Here is a 21,756-nt window from a genome sequence, read left to right as displayed (position 1 = left end):
CCGACTCATCGATCAGCGGGCTGCTGGTTGATCGCTATGATCTTACTGGCTCAGTTATGCCGGTGCGCTCTCCAACAGATTGGCCAAAGGTTTGGAAACCTGAGCCATCTGTGCCTGGGCCGCCGACTCAGGAGAGCTGGAGATCTGCTGCAACAGGGAATCCAGCATCGAACGGGCCTGTTGGGGGGTGCTGATCGGGTCAGTCTGGCCGCTGCGGGTAGTCTCCATCTGGTAGAGATGACGTGCGTTATCCACATCCAGTGTCGGGCGCTCTTCAACCGTTGCCTGGGCCTGCTCTACGGCGCTGCCTCGGGGCTGCTCGGTCTTACCGCTGGCCTGGGACTGGCCGGACTTGTCTGTTGTGGTTTGTACGGTTTTGTCGCTGTTGACCGGATTTATCATGGTTTTAAACCTCTAGAGACAAAAAATTGACGCTCTATGCTGCGAATTAATAGGTTATGCACTATTCTGCGAGAAACGTGCCAACAGTGTTTTGCCGAGTATAGCCAATGAGTGGTGTTGAAACCCGTCGATGGGTGATTCTGCGAATAGAAGCCCTATTTCTGCTGTGGTGGGGATTCACGACCCTGTCAGCTGCGGCCAGCCAGCCGGTATTGGGGGAGCAACTGGAGTACACCCTCAAGTTCCGCGGCCTGATTACCGGTTATGTGGAGCTGGATATCGCCAAAGTGACTCTCAATGTGGAAGAGAGCATGGGGCAGGTTTTGACCATGCCTGCCTACATCACCAATCTGCATCTGACCACGGCGCCTTATACAAAAGCGGAGCTGCTCTATCCGGTGCGGCTCAGTTACCGAAGCTGGCTGGATGCCCGGGAGCTGCACCCCTTGATCGCCTTCAAGAGATTGAAATTCCGCAAGCAGCGGGAAGAGTTCTTCTGGTTCGACCGGGAGACGGGTTATGCCCATCACTATCAGACCGGTGAGCAGGCTGAAGAGACCTCCCCATCACCGCCTCCCAGTCTGCAATCCGTAGCTGCATTGAGTAATGATCAATGGACCGCCCTGAATCAGACCAAAACCCTGCAGATGAATGGATCCCAGGCGTTGGACTATATGGGATTGATACACCGTCTGCGCAGCATGCCGATCGAGAGTGGCAGCCCGATCGAGTTCTCCACCTTCAACGGCAAGGAGATCGAGTGGTTTCGTATCGATGTGAGTCGGGAGCGCTTGACCCGCGCCGGGTGGGACAGGCCATCGTTCAGGTTGAAACTGCGAGAGATCGATCCGGAGAATGGGGCGTTGGGTGAAACGGTCCACATCTGGATGAGCGACGATGATCAGCGACTGCTGTTGCGCTTCTATGCTGAGCGCACCTTTGGCGCCATGGAGGGGATCCTCGAGACGGGGCGGCCGATTGATCAACAACACAAGGAGGGGCTTTCAGAGGCGACCCAATCCTCCATGGAGACCTACCTCGACTTCTGATGCGCCGGAGTCTGCTCTGAAATGTCAGTCAGGGATTGTTGTACGTTTCACTCAATCATCCGACAGCTTGAACTTTGCCTTTTCCCCGCTCGGTTTCTGCTCAGCCCCTTCAACAATCTTCAGATGATCAAGATTTGGGATGGCGGCTGGTTCAACCTCCTCCTGACAATCTTCCAAAGTGCCCTGTTTGGCTGGTGAGAGGGAGAGGGAGCCGGTATCGATATTGGGTGTTGGCGGTGGACGCTGCTCTTCCAGGTCGTGTTCTGAAGTATCAAAGTCGAGCGCGGAAGTATCGATGTGCAGGGGTTCGGGCTCCTCTGTCTGATCCAGTTTCGAGTCCTCTTTGGAGAAGTCGAGATCGCTGATATCAGGGATCACCTGGGGTGTCACCTCGGGTGTGCAGTCCGATAGATCGAAGCCATCTTTCGACAGCGAGAAGTCCGGCGCCACGATCTCCCGATGGGGCGGCTCCGGTGGGGGTTCCATGGGCCCGTCAGCCAGGGTCAGGGTTTCAGTCGGCTTCGCCGGTTTGGCTTGCTGTGGAGGCACCCCCTGTTCAGGGCGTTCCGCTGGTGGTGGTTTGGGTGTCGGTGGTGGGTCTCCGGCGGGTACGATGTCCACAAGGCCACCGGCGTCTCGAAAGGCTACCCGGTATTTGATCGCCCGATCCATATCGATACCCCGTTTGATCGGGATGGGTTTGCCACTGAACAGGCGTTCCAGACGCTCGCCTTCCAGTTTGAACATGGCGCCGACTTTTCGTTTTACCTTTTCAGGGTCACTGTCTTTTATCAGTGCGCCGGAAAAATAGACGTCGTAGTTCTCGATGTTCAAAGGTTGTCTCCTTGACCCGGCCAGGTGCGATCTTGAACATTATAATCGTCTCCACCCTGGGTATTCTTTAGAAACGGGATTTTCAGCAACCCGTTCAGCTTCGTCGTCAACTGCGGATCCTGCAGCGAGTTGACGCCGATCTGCATCCCGATATGGCCAAGTTTCGGTGCCGCCCTGTAGGTGCCCATCAGGCGGTCCCAGATCGACAGATTGAAGCCGAAGTTGCTGTTGGTCTCCCCGGGAATGACCGAGTGGTGTACCCGATGCATATCCGGTGTCACCACCAACCAGCGCATTAGCCGGTCGAGGGGCTTTGGCAGGGAGACATTGCCATGGTTGAACATTGCCATGCCGTTGAGTATCACCTCGAAGATCAATACCGCGATGACCGGTGGACCCAAAGCCGCAATGGTGGCGATTTTGATCAGCATGGAGAGCAGAATCTCGATCGGATGGAAGCGGGCGCCGGTGGTCAGGTCGTAGTCCGGATCGGCATGATGTACCCGATGCAGACGCCACAGTGCGGGGACCGCGTGAACCATCACATGCTGCAGATAGATAACCATATCCATCAGTGTCACGGCGATGATCACGCTGAGCCAGAAGGGCAGTTGTATCTCGTTGAGCAGCCCCCAGCCCTTCGCTTCGGCGAATGCAGCAAATCCCACTGCAGCTGTGGGAAACAGCAAACGCAACAGCAGGGTATTGAGCAGGGTGATTCCCAGGTTGGCAAACCAGCGCTGACTTCTGGTAAAGCGTTGCTGACGACAGGGTTGTACCGCTTCCCAGCCTGCCATCACGGCAAAAATAGAGAAAAACGCGATCAGGCGGATGGTCAGTTCATAGTCGAGAATAATGTCTGTCATGAAGGATCCGATTCTCCTTAAGCTGGAGTCACTCGATTAATCTCGAGCTTATGTTACTCCATCTGAACAGGCCCTAACATGGAAAGAGAGTTTTTACATTCGCTCATGTCATATCTGAAGTTTAGACAACGTCAGAGATAGCAATCACCATTTTGTCAGAGTCTTCCGGATCAGGCATTTCCCTTGTTGCGCATGCCTATACCCTGATGGGCTGCAAAATCGAGCATCCGCTGGATCGGAATCACCGCCTGTTCACGTATCCCCGGGTCGATCTCGATCTGATTGGCGCCAGACTCAAGAACCTGGTTGAGATTCTGCAGCGCATTCATCCCCATCCAGGGACAGTGGGCGCAGCTGACACAGGTAGCCCCTTCGCCGGCGGTCGGTGCCTCGATCAGGGTCTTCTCCGGGGCCATCTGCTGCATCTTATAGAAGATGCCTCCATCGGTAGCGACGATGAACTCCTGATTGTCCATGTTGGCAACCGCTTTGATCAGTGCGGTGGTGGAGCCGATGACATCGGCCTGCTGGATGACATTTTCCGGTGACTCCGGGTGGACCAGCACGGCTGCATCCGGATGCAGACGGCGAATTCTTTCAAGGGCCACGGCTTTGAACTCCTCATGCACCACACAGGAGCCTGGCCACATCAGCATATCCGCGCCGGTGACACGCTGCACATAGCTGCCCAGATGGCGATCGGGTCCCCACAGAATCTTCTCACCTTTGGCTGCAAGATGTTCGACGATGGGCATAGCGATCCCGGAGGTGACCACCCAGTCGGAGCGGGCTTTCACCTCAGCACTGGTGTTGGCGTAGACCACCACCGTATGCTCAGGGTGGGCATCACAGAAAGTGCTGAACAGATCGGCCGGGCAGCCCTCGTCGAGTGAGCAGGTGGCATTCAGGTCGGGCATGATGACCCGTTTCTCCGGATTGAGAATTTTCGAGGTTTCGCCCATGAAACGAACCCCGCAAACCACCAGGGTCTGCGCCTCCTGCTGAGTTCCGAATCTGGCCATCTCCAGGGAGTCCGCTACGCAACCACCAGTCTCTTCCGCCAGGGCCTGTAGTTCTGGATCGGTATAGTAGTGGGCAACGATCACCGCCTTCTGTTGGTGTAACTTGTCGCGGATCTGCTGCTTCAGCTGTTGCTTCTCCTGCTCCGAAAGCGTTGGCCATCGGGGGTGTTCAGGGACTTTAATCTCGGGCAGTTTCAAAGATTCGATGTTCATGAATGTCTCGTTGACTATTTGATGATCTCAACCTGTCTCGGATTGAGGACCTGGTAGATTTTTGCAGGACGGTGATTGCCGTGTCTGGCAGTTTCACCGGTCTCGCGAATGATGTTACGGGCCAGAATCGCCTTGCGGAAATTTCGCTTGTCCAAAGCTTCGTTGAGCAGGACTTCGTAGACAGATTGCAACTGACTCAGGGTAAATGTCTCGGGCAGCATCTGAAAGGCGATGGTGCTGTAGCCCAGTTTGGCGATCAGCCGTTGCCTTGCCAGGCTGATGATCTGAGCATGGTCGAAGGCCAACTCCGGCAACTCATTGATCGGGAACCAGGCTGCCTCTGCGGCATCGCTCGAAGCCCTGGGGCAGAGATGGTCCGAAGGGCTCAAGGCAAAATAGGTGACACTGATCACCCGCTCCCGTGGATCTCTTTGCGGTGCACCGAAGGTGCCGAGCTGTTCAAGATAGATGCCTTTGATTCCGGTCTCTTCCTGCAACTCTCTTTTGGCACAGGATTCCAGGTCTTCCGCAATGTCGAGAAAGCCTCCCGGTAGTGCCCACATGCCCTGAAAAGGGGGATTTTTACGCTCAATCAGAAGTACGGACAGAGTATCCATCTGGATGGTAAACAGCACCACATCGGTGGTCACAGCAGGGTGAGGATAGGGATAAATGTAGCGCTGTGAGTTCATTTGAGTGTTGGTCAATCGATGTGAGCACGGCTGATGCCTGCCCGCTAAACAGGTTGATAAAGTCGATATGCCATAGTTGAGGCCATACTACACTGGTTAGTGTAGTAAGTACACCATCCTGAAAAATCAAATCCTGAGTTAAATGGGAGGTTAAAGATCAACCTGTTGATGCCGCTAAGGGTGTAAGGAAGTAATACCATTTATCCCTAATCAAAATATAACGATGCAAACGGCCAGACAAGCGAAAGACCAGGTGCTCAAACTGCAGCACCTACCCCCACTTTCAACAACCGCAACCCGACTGCTTGCGCTGTTGACCGAAGAGGACCTGGCACTTAACAAACTGGCTGAAGCGATCGATCAGGATCCTGGATTGAGTGCACGGATTCTGGGATTGGCCAATTCGGCATACTTTGGGCAGCAGAATCCGGTGCTCAGGGTTGAGGATGCAATTATTCGTGTATTGGGTCTGAATATGGTGAAAAGCCTGGCCTTCAGTATTGCGGTCAGCGGCGCTTTCGATATTTCAAACTGCCATCAGTTCGATATCAAACAGTATTGGCTTGAATCCCTCTCCACTGCGATTCTGGCCAGACATCTCAGCGTTCGCAGCACCACCTCAGAGCCACCGGATCCGGATGCGGTCTATCTGGCCGGATTGTTGATGAAGATCGGTGTCCTGGTTCTGGTGCATCTGTTTCCGGAAGATTATGACAAGGTGCTTGTGCAGAAGCGCCAGCAGGGAAGTGATGCGGATATTCTGACGCTGGAAACAGAGATGCTCGGTATCAATCACCGGCAGGCCGGGGCCTGGCTTGCGGATCGATGGCACCTGCCGGAGCTGGTGGTATCAGCCATTGCCCAAGCCAATCAGCCTGGCGATTCCCAGCATACCAAAGAGGTAACTCTGGTTGGTGCAGTCTCCTGCTGGCTCTCTGAGGCTGAACAGGAGCAGCAACCGGTTATGGATTGCACATCGGAGCTTTCGGACTGTTGTGGTTTGTCGGCTGAGACCATCGCGGTGGTGAAGAGCGGTTTTATCGACGAAGAAGAGGAGATCAAGGTCATTGCCAATATGTTGGCAAGTTGACAGGAGTGTCCCATGGATCTTTCGTTTAACCAGACATCGATGGACTTAAGAGAACGCTTTTTCAATCTACTTGACTCCCTGTCCGCTCTTCGGGCGCTCTCTCAAATCAATCTTGAGCGGGTTACCGAAGCGGAACTGCTGGCCGAAGCGTTGGATGAACTGGTGCGCTATCAGAATATCGATCACTGCTCTGTGTTTCGTATGGAAGCGGGCGTATTGCGATGTGTATCAGGCCGTAGCATGGCAGAGTCCCATGCGGAGATCACCGGTACGCCAAGCGCAAGAGCCACAGCAGACAGTATGGCGTTCAAGCCCGGGGAAGGTATCGTGGGTATCGCCTACAGTTCCGCACAGCTGCAGTACTGTCGGGATTGCAGTCAGAGCAGTGAATTCAAACCTCACGACTCAACTGTCTCCGATATGCCCGGGTCGTTGATCAGTGCGCCGATAAAAATGGGCGATAAGGTCCTTGGCGTACTCAATGCCTCACACCCCATGGCGGAGTATTTCGAGCCCTGGCAACAGCATACCTTAAGCCTTTTCAGCAGCTGCCTGGGACAGATTCTCTACAATCATCAGATGCTTCATGAGTTGGAAATTCTGATCGATCAACGAACCGAAGAACTGGGTAAATCCCTGGAAGAGGCAAATCGTTTGCGCAAACGCTATGAACAGCTCTCGATGGTGGATGAGCTGACCGGTTTGCACAATCGCCGCTTCTTCTTCAATGAGGCGGAGGCGCATATATCCCGTGCGATCCGCTCCAAACAGCCTTGCAGCCTGATGCTGGTCGATGTCGACCATTTCAAGCGGGTCAACGATCAATGGGGCCACCTGGTGGGAGATCAGGTCCTGGCCGCGATATCCCGAATACTGATGGACGAAGCACGGGGTGGTGATCTGGTAGCCCGGGTTGGTGGGGAAGAGTTTGTGATCCTGTTGCCTGAAGCCGGAATCGAAGGTGCTGATCTGATGGCGCAACGGATCCAGGAACGTTTGACCAACATCAACATGGGCAACAGCCATCCCGGTATCAAACTGACAGTCAGTATCGGCATGACTGAATTGACTAAAAATTCCGATCAGAAACTGACCCCGAGCCAGCTGGTCGATCAGCTCTACTCACAGGCTGATCAGGCGATGTATGAGTGCAAACGGGAAGGCCGCAACCGGCGTATACGCTTTAAAGAGCCGGTAGACGATTGAGTCTGGTTTCTCGGGCCTATTGGATTCGTGTTAACAGGCCCTAAAACCGATAGCCGCAAATACACCTCATTCACCGTATAAATATCGCAAACAGCTGTAGTTCTATTTGCGGCTAATCACTCGCTTTGATGAAGAGCAATACTATTGCTGTTGAATGGCACTGGAAAGGGAACCGAAAATGATCCCCTCACTGGTGTCATAGTGACTCTCAGTCGGCCCCAGGAAGAGAATCCAGGTTGCGCCTTTATCGGTTCCGCCATTGTCATCAAAGGGTGCGCCAACTGCCAGATCCTGATGCTCATCCTCATTCAGGTCGCCGATACCGGCCAAGGAACTGCCAAATTGATCGTTGTCATTCAGGCTGCCGTCAAAATCCCCTTCTGTATCGGATATCTTGGAGGCTGAGATGATTTCACCATCACCCTGCATGAACAGAACCCAGGTGGCCCCCCGGTTGCTGCCGCCATCGTCACTCCCCGGTGCGCCGACCATCAGATCATCGTTGCCGTCGTTGTTGAGGTCACCCAGATTGGCCAGAGCACTACCGAAGCGGTCTCCATCACTGAGCTGATCCTCCAGCCCGCCCCGGTTGTGTGAAATTCGCTTCAGGCCATCCACCGTGCCGTCGCTGTTCAGGAACAGCACCCACACCGCACCGCGATCAGTACCCCCATCGTCATCTCCACTGGTACCCACTGCAATATCGATCACTCCGTCATCGTCCAGGTCGCCGACGGCGGTTACCGAGCTGCCAAACCGATCTCCATCATTCGGTTTGCGCTCCAGGCCGCCCTTTTCGGAGGAGATTTTCTGCCGCGCGCTGACCGTGCCGTCACTGTTCATGAAGAGAATCCAGACGGCGCCCCGATCGGTACCGCCATCATCATCGTTGGGCATACCAACCGCCAGATCGGTAATGCCATCGTTGTTGAGGTCGCCGATATTCGCCACGGCATGGCCGAACTGGTCATCCGCATCGAGGTTTTCATTCAACTCACCGGACTCTTCAGAGATCTTCTGGTATGACTCCACCGTCCCGTCGTCCTTGAGAAACAGGACCCAGAGCGCCCCATGATCGGTGCCGCCGTCATCATCCATTGGCGCACTGACCACGATATCCCTGAAACCATCACCATTCAGGTCATCCAGCGGGGCGAGGGCGCTGCCGAACAGATCCCCGTCATCCAGGTCACCATCGAACGACCCCTTACTGTCAGAGATCTTCTGCTGGGTGTCGACCTGGCCATCGTCATCCAGGAAGAGTACCCAGACGGCACCACGGTCCTCACCGTTGTCATCATCGTAAGGGGAGCCGACTGCCAGGTCGATGACGCCGTCTCCCTCAAGGTCGCCGATATTGGCCAGTGCCGCACCAAACCGGTCTCCGTCATCCAGGTCACCGGAGAACTGTCCGCGGCTGTCTGAGATCTTCTGATCCTCATCGACCTCCTTGGTATAGGTCTCCTCGCAACCACTGATGAGCAGACCTAATAGAACGCTCAATGCGAACAGTGCAGGCAGTTGATTGGGTTTCATATCGATCGAGACCTTATCAGTTCCATTGTGATGCTACTCATAGACTCTATTATGGCCTGACTGGTTCGTATTCAAAGCGTGGATCTGTGTTTTTGTTCACGATTGATCCAAATGAACGGAATAATCCCTATTCTCTGTCTGTGTCTCTGCTCAACAGGCCATGACTAAAGCAACCTTCGGTCTATCCACGGTACACCCCTGTCTTCAGTGATGGGGTCTAATAACCGCTCAATCGTTTCTTCTGATCGCAATGATTGTCTACCGACGTTGCTCTCTTTGATGACTTGAGGCTGCCCCATGAGGCAGCCTCAAGTCACCTTGGCTGGGAGGGTGTCAGCTGCTGACCACTGGGGATTCATCAGCGGTTTCCGTTGCTGCGGGAGCTGTGGCCGGGGTTTCCGCGGCAAGCAGTTTCTCACTGCCTGAAGGATTGGTGAATTGATCGTTCAGGGTCTGGATGTAGGTGTCGGTGGACTGCACTACATCGGTCAGCTGTTTACGGGATTTACGCCCCCAGCCGGCCGGTTTTTTTCTGAAGATGGAGCGCCAGGGTTTGGTGCTGCGAATGAACGAGCCTACCGGATTGCTCTTCAGGCCCATCTCTTTGGCTTTTTTCCGAAGACCTTTCAACAGTGTGCGTGCGGCCAGCCCTCTCACGGTAAAATGAATCGCGGTCAGCAGAATGATGACAAGCAGCAGTGCGATCCAGGGTATCAGGCTGTTGGCGTCGGCCGCCAGCCAGGGTGGCTGAAAACTGAATCCTTGCCAATATCCCGCATTGATCGAGTAGATCAGCAACCCAAGCAGTGTGATACCCATCAGCACTGCGTCCCCGATCAGGACCCGTTTGCGCCATTTTTCCAAGGTACTGGATACCAGGGGCACACAGCGCTCTTCAATATCCCGGGCGGTCTTTTCCAGAGCGCCGACAATACGATAGGCCCGTTCGATCTCCACCTCTTCCATGCGGCTGTGAATTTCGCTCAAGTCGAGATCCCGTTTGGTTTCATAACGCTGACGCAGGGCTTCATCCTCGATCGGTACAGCGGCATCAGGATTGTAGATGGCATAGAAGCGTCCGGCGGTGAGCCCTCTCTCCCCCAGGGCCCGTTGCCAGGCGGCAATCACGTCTTCCGGGTTGTTCTCCCGGGCGGTGGTGTCGATCTGATTGAGAATGTAGAGGAACTTGCCGGTATCGTTGCGATGGATGGTACGTTCGATTAGGTGGCTCAGGGTATCCTGCATCGCCCCGGGTTCCGGGTGGCGGGCATCGAAAAAGACCAGCACCAGATCGGACAGGTCGATGATGTGGTCGGTAATGCGCAGGGTGGAGGTGCGTTGTGCATCCGCATCGAATCCGGGGGAGTCGATCAATATTTTACCCCGCAGCTGCTGGCTTGGGCACGTCTTCAGTTGCAGATAGGCGTCGATTCTGTCGCCTTCCCCTTTGGCGACCTTTTCGATCTCATCCGACATCTGGTAGAACGGGAATCTTGGATCAGAATCGAGTGCCACACCTGGCAGGGCGTGGGCTGTAGCCTCTTTGCTATAACAGATGACGGTAAACTTGTCGTCGACCGCCTGGTTGCCGGAGCGCTGAATCTTGTCACCGATATAGTGGTTGATGAAGGTCGATTTGCCCGCTGAGAAGGTGCCTAGAATCGAGATCAGCGGCCACCAGGGGATTTGGGTGGCGAATGAACTGTCACCCTCCAGCAGTCCCATGCGAAAGGCTACCGAGTCGAGTACACGAAAGCTTTGAACTGTGCTGAGGAGTATGGGGTTTTCCTGTTCCAGGTGGGTTTCAAGGTGTTGAAGGCGTGCCTCTATGACCTGTCCTGCTGGATGCATATCGATTTTGCTCCTCTAATAATGAATAATTTGTTGTTCGTGTTATCAGGCCCTTATCTGCCGTAGGCATTGATCCCAATCCACGGCGGTGCCTGTCTAAATAGTATCAGAATGAGAATGGCATCAAGAGTTCATATTCCTGTGAGCTATCTTAATGACTGTCTTCGGTGGATGCATGATTTTTTTCGTCCGGGCCACGCAAACTCGTCATTGTCCTGGATCCTGCTGCGAAAATGGTCGACTTGAAGGTTGCAGACCATGCCCGTATCGGGTCATCTACTGCGATTCATGCTTGGAATCGGTCTGTTTTTATCGGCGATCGGTACGCTGCAGAGATCTTCAGAGGTGGCATGGAAATCCACAGATTCAACTAATCCACTGACTGTAATTAATAATAGTGAAAAAGAGTGTTATTAAAATAGTATCATTTGTTGCAATTTCAGGCCCTTGAATGTCAGGATATCTTGTTGATTTAAAATGGTATATAATGAAGTTCTAATATATTTAACTATCTGATAACCAAATGATATATGGGGCTTTCTTAACAAATTCCTCGGTTGCATTAAACCGTCCCTTTAGGGATACTGGGAAGTTCTCAAATAGGGTTAGCTTTCGCCCCTAATACAAAAAAATAAGTCAGAGAAATACGTGGAGGTTGAGATGGCTGAATTGTTTTCGGATAGTTGGATGAGTGAGTTTGCAACGCACTGGAATGCTGAGCCGGAATTGTCCGATGCCCTATCCCAGATCGGTTTCAACAGTGTGATCGGCTATGGATTGGATGGTGATGATGCACCGAAGGGTGTTCTGACAGTCGAGAATGGCAAGGCCGTCTCTGGTGAGGCTTTCAGCGGTCAGACCTTGAACTGGGATATCCGCGCTTCCGAGGATCAGTGGCGCAAGTGGATGGCAAAGCCTCCCGGCATGATGGGGCTCGGTATGGCCTTCACCTCGCGTAAAATGAAATTCGTCGTCGGTGACTATTCGTCAATGATCAAAGATCCAAGAATGGCCGGACCTTTCATCAAGAGCTTCTCTGTGATGGGACGGGTCTGAACAATCCTCATCCGGTGATTATTTCTCCTAAATACGTGTCATTACACTAGGTAGTAGCAAAATATGGGTTCACAATTCAAAGCAATGTTAATCACAGCGGGTTTGGCTGCTTCCTTGGCTGCCGGGAGTGTCCATTCCCAGCCGAATATGGCTGACAGTGCTTATTTTGTCGTGCAGCAGACACAAGGCGTACCCCATGTCTCTCTGGGGGGAACCGTGGTTCCCTACAAAGAGGTTACCCTGTCAGCGCAGTTGCCGGGGCGGGTAAACTACCTGGCCGGTATCGAAGGGGATACCTTCAAGGAGTCTGATCGCCTGGTTGAGCTGGATGACAGTGAATTGATGGCCAAACGGCAGGCGGCGATGGCTCAGCTGGCCAATGCGGATGCCCAACTGCGAAATGCCGGTGTGCAGTACAACCGGGAACTCTGGTCACCCAAGTCGAAATCGGCAATGGGTGGCATGGGGATGCCCAATCTGTTCGATCAGATGTTCACCCGACCGATGGAGGATGCCTTTGGCGATCGGGATCAGGGCGCTGAAAGGACAGCCGATATCTTCTCCTCGCGAACCAATATTCAGCAGGCGCAAAACACCATCTACCGTGTACAGGCCGAAATTCGGGCCATCGATGCCAAGCTGAGGGATGCCAAGAGTCTTGCCCCATTTCAGGGGGTGATCATGAAAAAATTCGTTGAGGTGGGCGATACCGTGCAACCCGGCCAACCCCTCCTGAAGTATGCGGATGTGGAGTACCTGCAGATCGTGGTGGATGTGCCGGGCCGGTTACGCCCCGGTCTGAATGAGGGGATGATGCTGAGGGCTGAGCTCGATGTCGGTGACCGTGAGGTTCCGGTACGTGTGGCACAGATCTTCCCCATGGCCGATGCCCAACGACACACTGTGACGATCAAGTTTGATCTGCCACAGGGTGTCTCTGCACCCGGTATGTACGCCAAGGTGCTGGTACCCGATTTCAATGCCCCCGCCAGATCCAATCCAATTATTCCCAACAGTGCGATTCGCTATAACGGCAGTCTCCCCGGGGTCTATGTGGAGGGAGAGGATGGCAAGCCCACGCTGCGTCTGATTCGTGTCGGTGAGAAGCTGCCGGGTGGTGGTTTTACCACGGTACTCTCCGGATTGCAGGCTGGGGAGCGGATATTACGCAATCCTCCGGTGGACATCAGCACAGGCTGGACAACACCGCAGCAATAAAATAATTCCGGAAGTGCCGACAGGTAGTAGTCAAGTTAATCTGGTGCTTCCATATCCATCTTATATCTTTAGGGTAGGGCCTGACGGCCCAACACTACAGTTTCGGGATCAAATATGAGCCAGAACGACGACAAACTCGATCAGCTCCATTCAATGGACCCCAATTATGAGGCTCATCTGGGGATAGCCGGCAGGACCGCAAGGTTCTTCATTCAGTCCCCACTCTCGCCGCTCTTCTTCATGGCCATGATGCTGATGGGGCTGTTGGGCCTGATCATTACACCGCGCCAGGAAGATCCCCAGATCTCAGTACCGATGGTGGATATCTTCGTCCAGTATCCCGGTGCTGCCGCGGATCAGGTGTCGGCGCTGGCGATCGAGCCGCTTGAGCGGATCATGTCCGAGATCCCCGATATCAAACATGTCTACTCCGCCTCTCAACGGGGTGGTGGCGTGGTGACCCTTGAGTTTGAAGTGGGTGAGGAGATGGGACCCTCACTGGTCAAGGTCAACGACAAGATCGACTCCAACATGGATTTGATTCCACCCGGGGTAATGCCGCCGCTGGTCAAGGCGAAAGGTATCGATGATGTCCCGGTGGTCACCCTGACGCTCTGGTCCAAGGATCTGGATCGGGACGGTATGCCCGATGTGGACGATGGCCAGCTGCGGATGTTGGGGCACGATGTCCTACAGACGCTGAAAGAGCTGCCCGATACCGGTAACGGCTTTGTGGTTGGCGGGCGCCGGGAGCAGGTGACCATCGAGGTCTTTCCTGAACGGCTGGCGGGATATGGCATCAGTCTGGATCAGGTGGCCAATACCATCCGCACCGCCAATGCTGAGCAGATGGCTGGCGGGGTCGAGGCGGGCAGTACCCACTTCTCCGTGGTGACCGGCTCTTTTCTCAAGCATGCGGAAGATATCAATCGTCTGGTGGTGGGTACACACAAGGATGTCCCGGTCTATGTGCACGATATCGCCCGGGTCAAACAGGGTCCGGAGGATGCCAAGCAGCTGGTGGGCTTCTACACCGGTGCCGCCAGCAGCCTGGATATCAAGGCGGATGGCGTGCCTGCGATCACCCTGGCGATCGCCAAGAAAGAGGGCTCCAATGGCGTCACCGTGGCCAACTCCATCAAGGAGCGGGTCGAACACATCAAAGGTTCTCTGATTCCTGAGAATGTGGAAGTCAGTGTCACCCGAAACTACGGTCAGACGGCAGATGACAAGGTCAGTGAACTGATCTTCAAGCTGTTTGTGGCCACCGGTTTTGTATTCCTGCTGGTTTTGGCGGCATTCCGCGCCTTCAGGCCGGCGATCGTGGTGGTACTGGTTATTCCGGTGGTACTGTTGATGACCATCTTCAGTGCCTGGGTGATGGGTTATACCATCGACCGGGTGAGTCTGTTTGCCCTGATCTTCTCCATCGGCATATTGGTGGATGATGCGATCGTGGTGGTGGAAAATATCTATCGGCGATGGCTGGAGGAGAACTCCACCGATATTGTCACCGCGGTGGATGCGGTGCGTGAGGTGGGTAACCCCACCATTCTGGCAACCTTCACGGTTATCGCGGCACTGCTGCCGATGGGATTCGTCTCCGGCATGATGGGGCCCTACATGGAGCCGATCCCGGCGCTCGGTTCGGTAGCGATGCTGATCTCCCTTTTCGCTGCGTTTGTCTTTACCCCTTATCTGACCGTCTCCCACTGGTTGAGACCCTCCATGCACTACCTGAAGGTGGCTGGAGATCGTGAGCATAAGGAGGCTGAATGGCTGGAAGGTCTGTTCAAGGGCATTCTGATGCCGATGATCGAGAGCCCGCGTAAGGCGAGGATTTTCAAGCTGGTGATGTGGGGCACCTTCCTGATTACCTGCTCATTTTTCTATTTCAAATGGGTGGCGGTGAAGATGCTGCCGCTGGATAACAAGCCGGAGTTTGCGGTGGTGGTCGATATGCCGGAGGGCACCGCACTGCCGGTAACCGCCAATCTGGCCCATCAGATGGCCGAGAAGATTCGGGTGATGCCGGAAGTGACGGCGGTACAGGTCTATGCGGGCACGGCCAGACCCTTCGACTTCAACGGTATGGTCAGGCACTACTATCTGCGTAAGGATCCCTGGCATGCGGAAGTTCAGGTGCAGTTGCTGGACAAGACGGAGCGTTCCAGGACCAGCCATGAGATTGCGGTTGAAACCCGCGCCATGCTTAGCAAGCTGAGCGAGGGTACCGGTGCCAAGGTTGCTGTGGTTGAGATGCCGCCTGGACCTCCAGTGTTGCAATCCGTGGTCGCTGAAGTGCATGGCCCAAGCCCGGAAGTCCGGCGCCAGGTTGCACAGGATCTCACCAAGATCTTCGAACAAACCGAAAGTCTGCGGGATGTGGATAACTACATGCGTGATCCATACCAGTACTGGCGCTTTACCGTGGATACAGAAAAAGCGGTGCGTCGCGGCATTTCGGTGGATACTATCAATCGTAACCTGGGTATGTCTCTGGGTGGTTCACCTCTCGGGGATGTCAAACAGCGTGCCGGTCATGAGCCGATCAATATCATGATGCAGGTGCCACTGGCTGAACGTTCCGAAATCACTCGTCTGGGTGATCTTCCGATTCAGTCCAGTAAAGGGGTGACTGTTCCACTGCGAGAGCTGGGACGTTTTGAGCAGGTCTATGAAGATCCAATCATCTACCACAAGGATCTGCGTGATGTGGAGTATGTTGTCGCTGAAGTTGGCGGCAAACTGGCTGCGCCGGTCTACGGCATGTTCCAGGTGCAGGATCTTCTCAATGGATTGGGAGATGCTGATCCTTATGTGGCGCCGGACAATGTGCCGATCGATGCGCACTGGCTGGGCGCGCCAAAGAATGACTCATCAACAGCAATTGAGTGGGCCGGTGAATGGACGGTAACGTTTGAGACCTTCCGTGACATGGGGGCCGCTTTTGCTGTGGCACTGGTGCTGATCTATATCCTGGTGGTGTGGGAGTTTGGCAACTTCAGGATCCCGGCACTGATCATGGCACCGATTCCGCTGACGCTGCTCGGTATCATTCCGGCCCATTTTCTCTTCTTCCAGGCAGGCTGGGGGGGTGAGTTCACCGCGACCTCGATGATCGGATGGATTGCATTGGCCGGTATCATTGTGCGTAACTCCATCCTGTTGGTGGACTTCTCAATTCATCAGGTTCAACAGGGTGTCTCTGTGGTCGATTCGGTGATCATGGCCTGTAAGACCAGAACCCGACCGATCATGATCACCGCATTCGCCCTGGTGTGCGGTTCATCGGTAATCTTCTTTGATCCCATATTCCAGGGTATGGCAATCTCCCTGGCTTCCGGTGTCATGGTCTCCACCATATTGACCCTGATCGTTATTCCGCTGGGCTGTATCAAAGCGAGTAAGGATATTCTGGAGGTTGCTGCGGCAACGGCACCGGCCGGTAGCGAGCACCTGATAGCGCAGCTGGAAGAGCCAGCCGAAAAGCAGGCCGAGGTGGCCGCTGAAGCGGCTGTGGATAACCTTCAGTCTGAGCAGAAAAGTTCCATCGGCATGCTGATCTGGACTAAGATTATTGCCCTCTTCAGCCTGGTATTCTATCTGTTCAAAGGTATCTTTCTGCTGATTGGTCAGTTGTTTAAAGGTCGGGCTGGAAAATCGAATCAGGCCTCTCCCCCAGTAGAGAAGAAGCCTGATATGAGCAGCCCCGGTGGGGGGAGCAGCAGCTCCGGAAGTCCGACGCCAACGGCTGGCGGCTCGACTCCAGAGGATTCTGAACCACCTGTTGCAGCGGCACCTGTTAAACAGCAGCGAGCTCAGGTTGCAGCATCAGCGGAGACAGCCCGCGGTGATGCGAAAATGCGGGATGAGGTGAAATCCGAACCGGAACCTGTTGAGTCTCCTGCTGTAGAATCTGAACCCATGAGCAAGGCTGCGACTGAAGCGCCAGAAGCACAAGAAGCGGTTGAGATTGAGAGCAAAGAGGTTGCACAAACTGAGAAGAGACCGGTCAAATCAAAACAGCAAACCCCGGCCAAACCGAAAAAACGCCCATCGACCTTGAAGAAGCAGGTTGCTAAGAAAAAGGCAGGCAGTGCCGCAAAGAAAGGGAATGGTGAGAATAAGGTCAAGCAGTCCACCGAGCCGAAGAGGAAAGCCGCTTCAAATGTTGCGAGTTTTCCGGTTCGTAAGAAGGCTGCTCGACGGGGAATTCGCCTTAAGTAGGCGGGAGATGGATGGTCATGGGCCAGCTTCGGGCCCGTCGATCAAACCGGTTTCCTGCTGATTGATCATAGTCTGTTGCAGCCTGAAGCTGCACCAGGCTTACTGCGGAGTATGCGTGTTTGCACATCAACATCTATCTGCTGTTGTTATGGTCGGTCTGCCTGTTGGCACCTGTACAGCTGTTTGCCGAACGCTACGCCTATCCTCTCAATGACTCCAGATCTTTCGGATCCCGCTCAAACAGCGGGGTCTATGGACAGTATCAGTGGCGTCCACTAAATAAGCATCAGGAGATGGCATCCCAGACAGAGCGTGAATGGAAGCGTTCAGCTGATCAGTCGACCCAACCCTATCGAGACTACACCGATACTCCTTTTGGCTTGCCTGAAGGTACCTATCGGCCAGTACCCCAGCGGCATGAGATAACACCATACCATCAGGGCTATCGATTTCGTCCCCTCAATCCGTCAGAGCAGGAGCGGATCAAGCAACGAAATCTGACCAACCGGGAGACTCGCCAACCCGTTGGAGAGCTCCGCTTTCGTCCCCAGCAGTCAACTTCCGAAACTGGTCGGTTTGGATACTCTCAGGGCAATCAGTACCGGTTTCGTCCCGATGAGCGTCTGGATCGTGGATTCCCTTCGGACACAACGCCCTTCTATACCTCTGAGCCTCAACTCATGGCGCCCTGAATGAGGCAGTCGACCAGCTCGCAGGTCGGGAAAGTGGAAAAAAACGTTAAAACAGTTTTGCACTCGGCTATTTACCGCTAAACTGTCGAGTATTTAATCAATAAAAGAATCTGCTTGAGAGAGCAATACTGAGCAAGGCTGCTGAGTCGGGTCGCGGTTGATAACGAAACGATCCCATTGCCGCCTGGAACAGAGCGATAGTCAAGATGATTCATGCATTATCCGGTTGGGTGACACAACCCAATCTTACAAGCTGATAACAAGGAAACAGGTAACCCTGATGAAAATCGCAGCGTTTGCATTACTGCTTTCTGGTGTCTTTACCGCAACCATGATTCCCACTGCTGAACTGAAGGCTGAGGGTGGTTATGGTGCAGCGAAATATCCATTTCAGATGCCTGCCGGCAATGGCTCCCCCGGTTATGGACAAAACTGGCAGCAGGGGCAACCCAACTACGCCGGTTACCGATTCCCTGCCAGAGCATCGGCCTATCGCTTCAGACCCTGGTCAGGGGAGAGACAACGGACAGTGCAACGTGCTGCTCCACGCTATGCCGCCTACAATCAGATGCAGCAATCCCATCAGGGCTATCGCTTCAGACCGATGAAGCCGGTGCAAGCCTCCCCACAGACCGTAGCGACACCGGCGGTAGCCTACCGCCCGGCGAATATCACCATACCGGACAACTATATCTATCGCCCACTGAGTCCAGTGAAAAAGGCGAAACCCAGCTCCTATGCAGACAACAGCCCCCGGATCTATCCGCAAATGCCCCGATATGGGTATGGCGCTTATCAACCGCTCCCCGTCATGCAGTCTGCCTACCAGGGAAATCACAGAATGATCAACAGACCATCGCCGACATCGCGCTATGTCTATGGCAATGGCCGCTATTCAGGACATAAATTCAGGCCGGATCATAGAGTTTACGCTCCTGCGGCGTATGGCGGCTATGGCCGACCGATGATGCCGATGAATCGGATGCCTGGTTACGTCAATCGTGGTTGGCCTCAACCACTCAGATTCAGACCGGCTCCTCAATTGCGTATGCCGCAACCCGCTTATGCCTATCTACCCCCCAATCGATATCCGGGGATGGTCCAGCACTATCCGGCAGGGGTGGCACCATGGGGGCGCTATGCGGCACCGATGCCACAAGCCTACCCAAGCTGGCAGATGCATCCCGAGCGCCATGCCGGCCGGGATCACAAACGGGTCGACTGGTATGATGGCCATTCAGATGGCGAGGGTGCCTGGTATAAACTGACACAACAGCAAAACTGGCCTCAGGTTTCGCAAAACTGGGCTGGGCAGAATAGTGTCTACTCACAAGGCCCCAGATAAATGGTACTGACAGTTTAACGGCAATCCTTTCAGCAGGTACCTGATCAGTCTAATAACGGGGCGAATCACAATAATAAAGGGGAGTGTATGATAACTGTAATCGGTAGTCTGAAAGGAGGGTCCGGAAAGAGTACGGTTACCTTCAATCTGGCTGTCTGGTTGGAAATGGCTGAGGCTGATGTACTGGTCATCGATGCAGATCCACAGGCAACACTGAGTGATGTTTCCGAAGTCCGCAATGAAGAGGGTTTTGAACCCTTTCTGAAGATAAAAAGCGGCTCAGCTCTGAGCCGTAAAAAACTTGCCGGCTACGATGAGGTATTGATCGATGTGGGGGCGTCCGATATCGAGTCGATGAAGCTGGCACTGGCGCTGGCAGATCGGGTGGTGATACCGGTGCCACCCTCCCAGGCCGATATCTGGTCGACTCAACGCTTTATTAATTTCCTCGATGAGGCGGTGGATGGGGAGCGCCCCGAATTGCTGACTTTCATCAATCGTGCCGATACACACCACGCGATACGGGAATCCGATGAGGCTGCCGCAGCCCTGGTCTCCCTGCCGGATGTTCGTTTTGTAAAACATCGCCTCTGTCAGAGAACGGTGTTCCGGCGCTCATTCAGTGAGGGATTGGCAGTCTACGAGCTCGATCCCAGGGGCAAGGGTAGTAAAGAGTTTTATGCTTTAACGGCAGCCCTCTACCCGAAATATGTCTCACAATAGCCGATTTCTCAATCAATTCATTGGGGTCTGTTATCATTTGTAAGGCATAATTGATAGATCGCCTATCAGCGTGTGTCGTGCTGGGCATACAACTACCGGTAACAACACAGAAGGTCTCACGGTTATCTGTCCCCATGGGACGGGATCGAATTTAGAAATATAATTTGTTTGTTGGAGAGAGAGATGGGGATGTTAAGAAATTTATTGGCTTTGATTGGACTGCTGGCGGTAATCGGCGCTGCGGCCCTGTATGCAAAATTCAATAACGCGCTCGATGGCTTTGATCCAGGAGCCGGGAATGTTTTCAAAGAGTTTGGCGAGGCATTGGTGGAGAGCAAAAGCGCTGCCGAAGCGAGCATCTGGAAGGTGCAGGTGGAAGAGGGACTGAGTGCAGAGGATGTGGAAGAGACCATGAAGTTCGTCGCCAACGAACACAACATGTCCAATGTGGGTGAACTGCCCCTGTCGCTTGATATCGAGGCCAAATCCGGTAGCGACTATCGGTTTGTAAAGATCTATCTATTCTGTAACTCCCTGATCGCAGCTGAGATGCTCGATTACTCCGATGCCTATTCAGCCTATCTGCCCTGCCGGATCACCCTGATCGAGGACAAGCAGGGCAAGTTGTGGTTGATGACCTTGAACATGGACATGATGATCTATGGTGGAGAGCCACTGCCTCCGGCGCTAAAAGAGAAGGCTATTCAGGTTAAAGAGTACATTCTGGATATCATGAATCGCGGTGCAGCCGGCGATTTCTGACGACCAAGAGTTGATCGGGAGGATCCGTTTGCTATTCCCACGCAATATTTGTGGTAATGTAGCGGATCTCCCATCGTCTATCCCCTGATCACGAACAATCCACTGATTTTTCACCAAATCTGATTTGCGGTGAGCGTATGGGGGTGCTTGCTGATAATTAACCCTTTGTTTTGAAAGGAATCTTGGTGGAACGGCTAAAATCAATATTTTTTCATGATTTCGCTTCGTCCGATCACTCCAGCCGACACTGGCTGCCAGCTCTCCCCTGATAAGTGCCCCGATGCCGATTCAGTCTATCAGCATATAAAGAGACTTTTATTGTGATAAATAATTGTTATGCTAATATTTTCCAACTAAGTAACGAGAAGGTAACAGTCAGGTTCTGCGAAGCATGACAGATAAATATGACGATAAAGCCCTAAACGACCCTTCCGGAAAAGCTGATATTGACCGGGAGGTGGGCGAAAACCAGTCCTCGATGGACCGTCTTTCCCTAGCGTTTGAGACCAGTGCCAGGCGTTGGGAGCTGATTGTCTACCCATCTCTTTTCGCTTTCATCCTACTGGCCGCCTACGGTTTCTACCTGATATTCAGTTTGGCCAAGGATGTTCATTTTCTGGCATTGAGCGTTGACTCCAACATGAATGTCATGTCGAGTAATCTGATGACCATGACAGACAGTGTTGGCCAGCTCTCTGCGAATGTACGCACCATGGCAGTGAGTGTCGATTCCATGGCTCAGGATGTCAGGGCACTGGAGCCGATGTTGACCAGTATGAACTCCATGAACGAATCGATGAAAAATATCACCCACTCCACCTACAGCATTCAACGGGGAATGCACAGCATGAATCACAATATTCATGATGTCTCCCGGCCGATGACTTTTTGGAACAATTTTATGCCCTGGTGAAGCAGTGGTATGACCAGGCATAGTTTTGAGGAAGGCGCTGAGGCGCCTTTTTTATT

The 21,756-nt window shown here is 53.7% G+C and carries 18 protein-coding genes; 11 read left to right on the top strand and 7 right to left on the bottom strand.

Annotation, left to right across the window (positions count from 1 at the left end; genetic code table 11):
- Positions 1 to 54: 54 nt before the first annotated feature.
- Positions 55 to 402, bottom strand: a complete 348-nt coding sequence (locus A3193_RS11495; RefSeq protein ID WP_069006243.1) for a hypothetical protein — start codon at positions 400 to 402, stop codon at positions 55 to 57.
- A gap of 107 nt (positions 403 to 509) precedes the next feature.
- Between A3193_RS11495 and A3193_RS11490 the strand changes: the two genes are divergently transcribed.
- Positions 510 to 1,451, top strand: a complete 942-nt coding sequence (locus A3193_RS11490) for a DUF3108 domain-containing protein (protein ID WP_069006242.1) — start codon at positions 510 to 512, stop codon at positions 1,449 to 1,451.
- Between the two features lie 51 nt (positions 1,452 to 1,502).
- On the opposite strand, the gene A3193_RS11485 is transcribed toward A3193_RS11490, so the two are convergent.
- From A3193_RS11485 to A3193_RS11470, 4 genes are all read right to left on the bottom strand, one after another.
- Positions 1,503 to 2,285 (bottom strand): hypothetical protein, encoded by a 783-nt coding sequence (locus A3193_RS11485; protein WP_069014906.1) that lies wholly within the window; start codon positions 2,283 to 2,285, stop codon positions 1,503 to 1,505.
- Positions 2,282 to 3,151: a sterol desaturase family protein gene (locus tag A3193_RS11480; RefSeq protein WP_069014904.1), complete on the bottom strand. Its 870-nt coding sequence runs from the start codon at positions 3,149 to 3,151 to the stop codon at positions 2,282 to 2,284. The genes A3193_RS11485 and A3193_RS11480 overlap by 4 nt, the downstream gene beginning before the upstream one ends.
- A 170-nt stretch (positions 3,152 to 3,321) precedes the next feature.
- Positions 3,322 to 4,386, bottom strand: coding sequence for a quinolinate synthase NadA (gene nadA / locus A3193_RS11475; RefSeq protein WP_069014902.1), 1,065 nt, complete (start codon positions 4,384 to 4,386; stop codon positions 3,322 to 3,324).
- 14 nt (positions 4,387 to 4,400) lie between these two features.
- Positions 4,401 to 5,078 carry an NUDIX hydrolase gene (locus A3193_RS11470; RefSeq protein WP_069006238.1) on the bottom strand — a complete coding sequence of 226 codons (678 nt, stop codon included), beginning with the start codon at positions 5,076 to 5,078 and terminating at the stop codon, positions 4,401 to 4,403.
- Positions 5,079 to 5,301: 223 nt separating this feature from the next.
- Here A3193_RS11470 and A3193_RS11465 point away from each other — a divergent pair, with 223 nt between their 5' ends.
- Both A3193_RS11465 and A3193_RS11460 read left to right on the top strand, forming a co-directional pair.
- Positions 5,302 to 6,168 (top strand): HDOD domain-containing protein, encoded by an 867-nt coding sequence (locus A3193_RS11465; protein ID WP_069006237.1) that lies wholly within the window; start codon positions 5,302 to 5,304, stop codon positions 6,166 to 6,168.
- A 12-nt stretch (positions 6,169 to 6,180) separates the two neighbouring features.
- Positions 6,181 to 7,374: a sensor domain-containing diguanylate cyclase gene (locus A3193_RS11460; RefSeq protein WP_235614982.1), complete on the top strand. Its 1,194-nt coding sequence runs from the start codon at positions 6,181 to 6,183 to the stop codon at positions 7,372 to 7,374.
- A gap of 141 nt (positions 7,375 to 7,515) precedes the next feature.
- Here the strand turns inward: A3193_RS11460 and A3193_RS11455 are convergent, their stop codons facing one another.
- Together A3193_RS11455 and A3193_RS11450 are read right to left on the bottom strand one after the other, a co-directional pair.
- Positions 7,516 to 8,910: an integrin alpha gene (locus A3193_RS11455; protein WP_069006236.1), complete on the bottom strand. Its 1,395-nt coding sequence runs from the start codon at positions 8,908 to 8,910 to the stop codon at positions 7,516 to 7,518.
- Positions 8,911 to 9,243: 333 nt separating this feature from the next.
- Positions 9,244 to 10,761 (bottom strand): dynamin family protein, encoded by a 1,518-nt coding sequence (locus A3193_RS11450; RefSeq protein ID WP_069014900.1) that lies wholly within the window; start codon positions 10,759 to 10,761, stop codon positions 9,244 to 9,246.
- A gap of 687 nt (positions 10,762 to 11,448) precedes the next feature.
- Between A3193_RS11450 and A3193_RS11445 the strand changes: the two genes are divergently transcribed.
- From A3193_RS11445 to A3193_RS11410, 8 genes are all read left to right on the top strand, one after another.
- Positions 11,449 to 11,817: an SCP-2 sterol transfer family protein gene (locus A3193_RS11445; RefSeq protein ID WP_414630429.1), complete on the top strand. Its 369-nt coding sequence runs from the start codon at positions 11,449 to 11,451 to the stop codon at positions 11,815 to 11,817.
- 147 nt (positions 11,818 to 11,964) lie between these two features.
- On the top strand, positions 11,965 to 13,035 hold the full coding sequence (locus A3193_RS11440) for an efflux RND transporter periplasmic adaptor subunit (protein ID WP_069006334.1): 1,071 nt from the start codon (positions 11,965 to 11,967) through the stop codon (positions 13,033 to 13,035).
- A gap of 114 nt (positions 13,036 to 13,149) precedes the next feature.
- The gene (locus A3193_RS11435; protein WP_069014897.1) at positions 13,150 to 17,265 is read left to right on the top strand and encodes an efflux RND transporter permease subunit; all 4,116 of its coding nucleotides are present in this window, start codon (positions 13,150 to 13,152) and stop codon (positions 17,263 to 17,265) included.
- Positions 17,266 to 17,384: 119 nt separating this feature from the next.
- Positions 17,385 to 17,957: a hypothetical protein gene (locus A3193_RS11430; protein ID WP_069014895.1), complete on the top strand. Its 573-nt coding sequence runs from the start codon at positions 17,385 to 17,387 to the stop codon at positions 17,955 to 17,957.
- A 280-nt stretch (positions 17,958 to 18,237) separates the two neighbouring features.
- Positions 18,238 to 19,302 (top strand): hypothetical protein, encoded by a 1,065-nt coding sequence (locus tag A3193_RS11425; protein ID WP_069014893.1) that lies wholly within the window; start codon positions 18,238 to 18,240, stop codon positions 19,300 to 19,302.
- Between the two features lie 87 nt (positions 19,303 to 19,389).
- Positions 19,390 to 20,025 carry a ParA family protein gene (locus A3193_RS11420; protein WP_068991019.1) on the top strand — a complete coding sequence of 212 codons (636 nt, stop codon included), beginning with the start codon at positions 19,390 to 19,392 and terminating at the stop codon, positions 20,023 to 20,025.
- A 183-nt stretch (positions 20,026 to 20,208) separates the two neighbouring features.
- On the top strand, positions 20,209 to 20,787 hold the full coding sequence (locus tag A3193_RS11415) for a DUF302 domain-containing protein (RefSeq protein ID WP_069006230.1): 579 nt from the start codon (positions 20,209 to 20,211) through the stop codon (positions 20,785 to 20,787).
- Between the two features lie 391 nt (positions 20,788 to 21,178).
- Positions 21,179 to 21,700 (top strand): hypothetical protein, encoded by a 522-nt coding sequence (locus A3193_RS11410; protein WP_414630428.1) that lies wholly within the window; start codon positions 21,179 to 21,181, stop codon positions 21,698 to 21,700.
- Positions 21,701 to 21,756: the final 56 nt, after the last annotated feature.

The organism is Candidatus Thiodiazotropha endoloripes, from assembly GCF_001708965.1.
In the GTDB taxonomy this organism is placed as follows: domain Bacteria; phylum Pseudomonadota; class Gammaproteobacteria; order Chromatiales; family Chromatiaceae; genus Thiodiazotropha; species Thiodiazotropha endoloripes.
The sequence above is the reverse complement of the archived record's forward strand: the minus strand, read 5'-3'. Positions and strand labels throughout refer to the sequence as shown.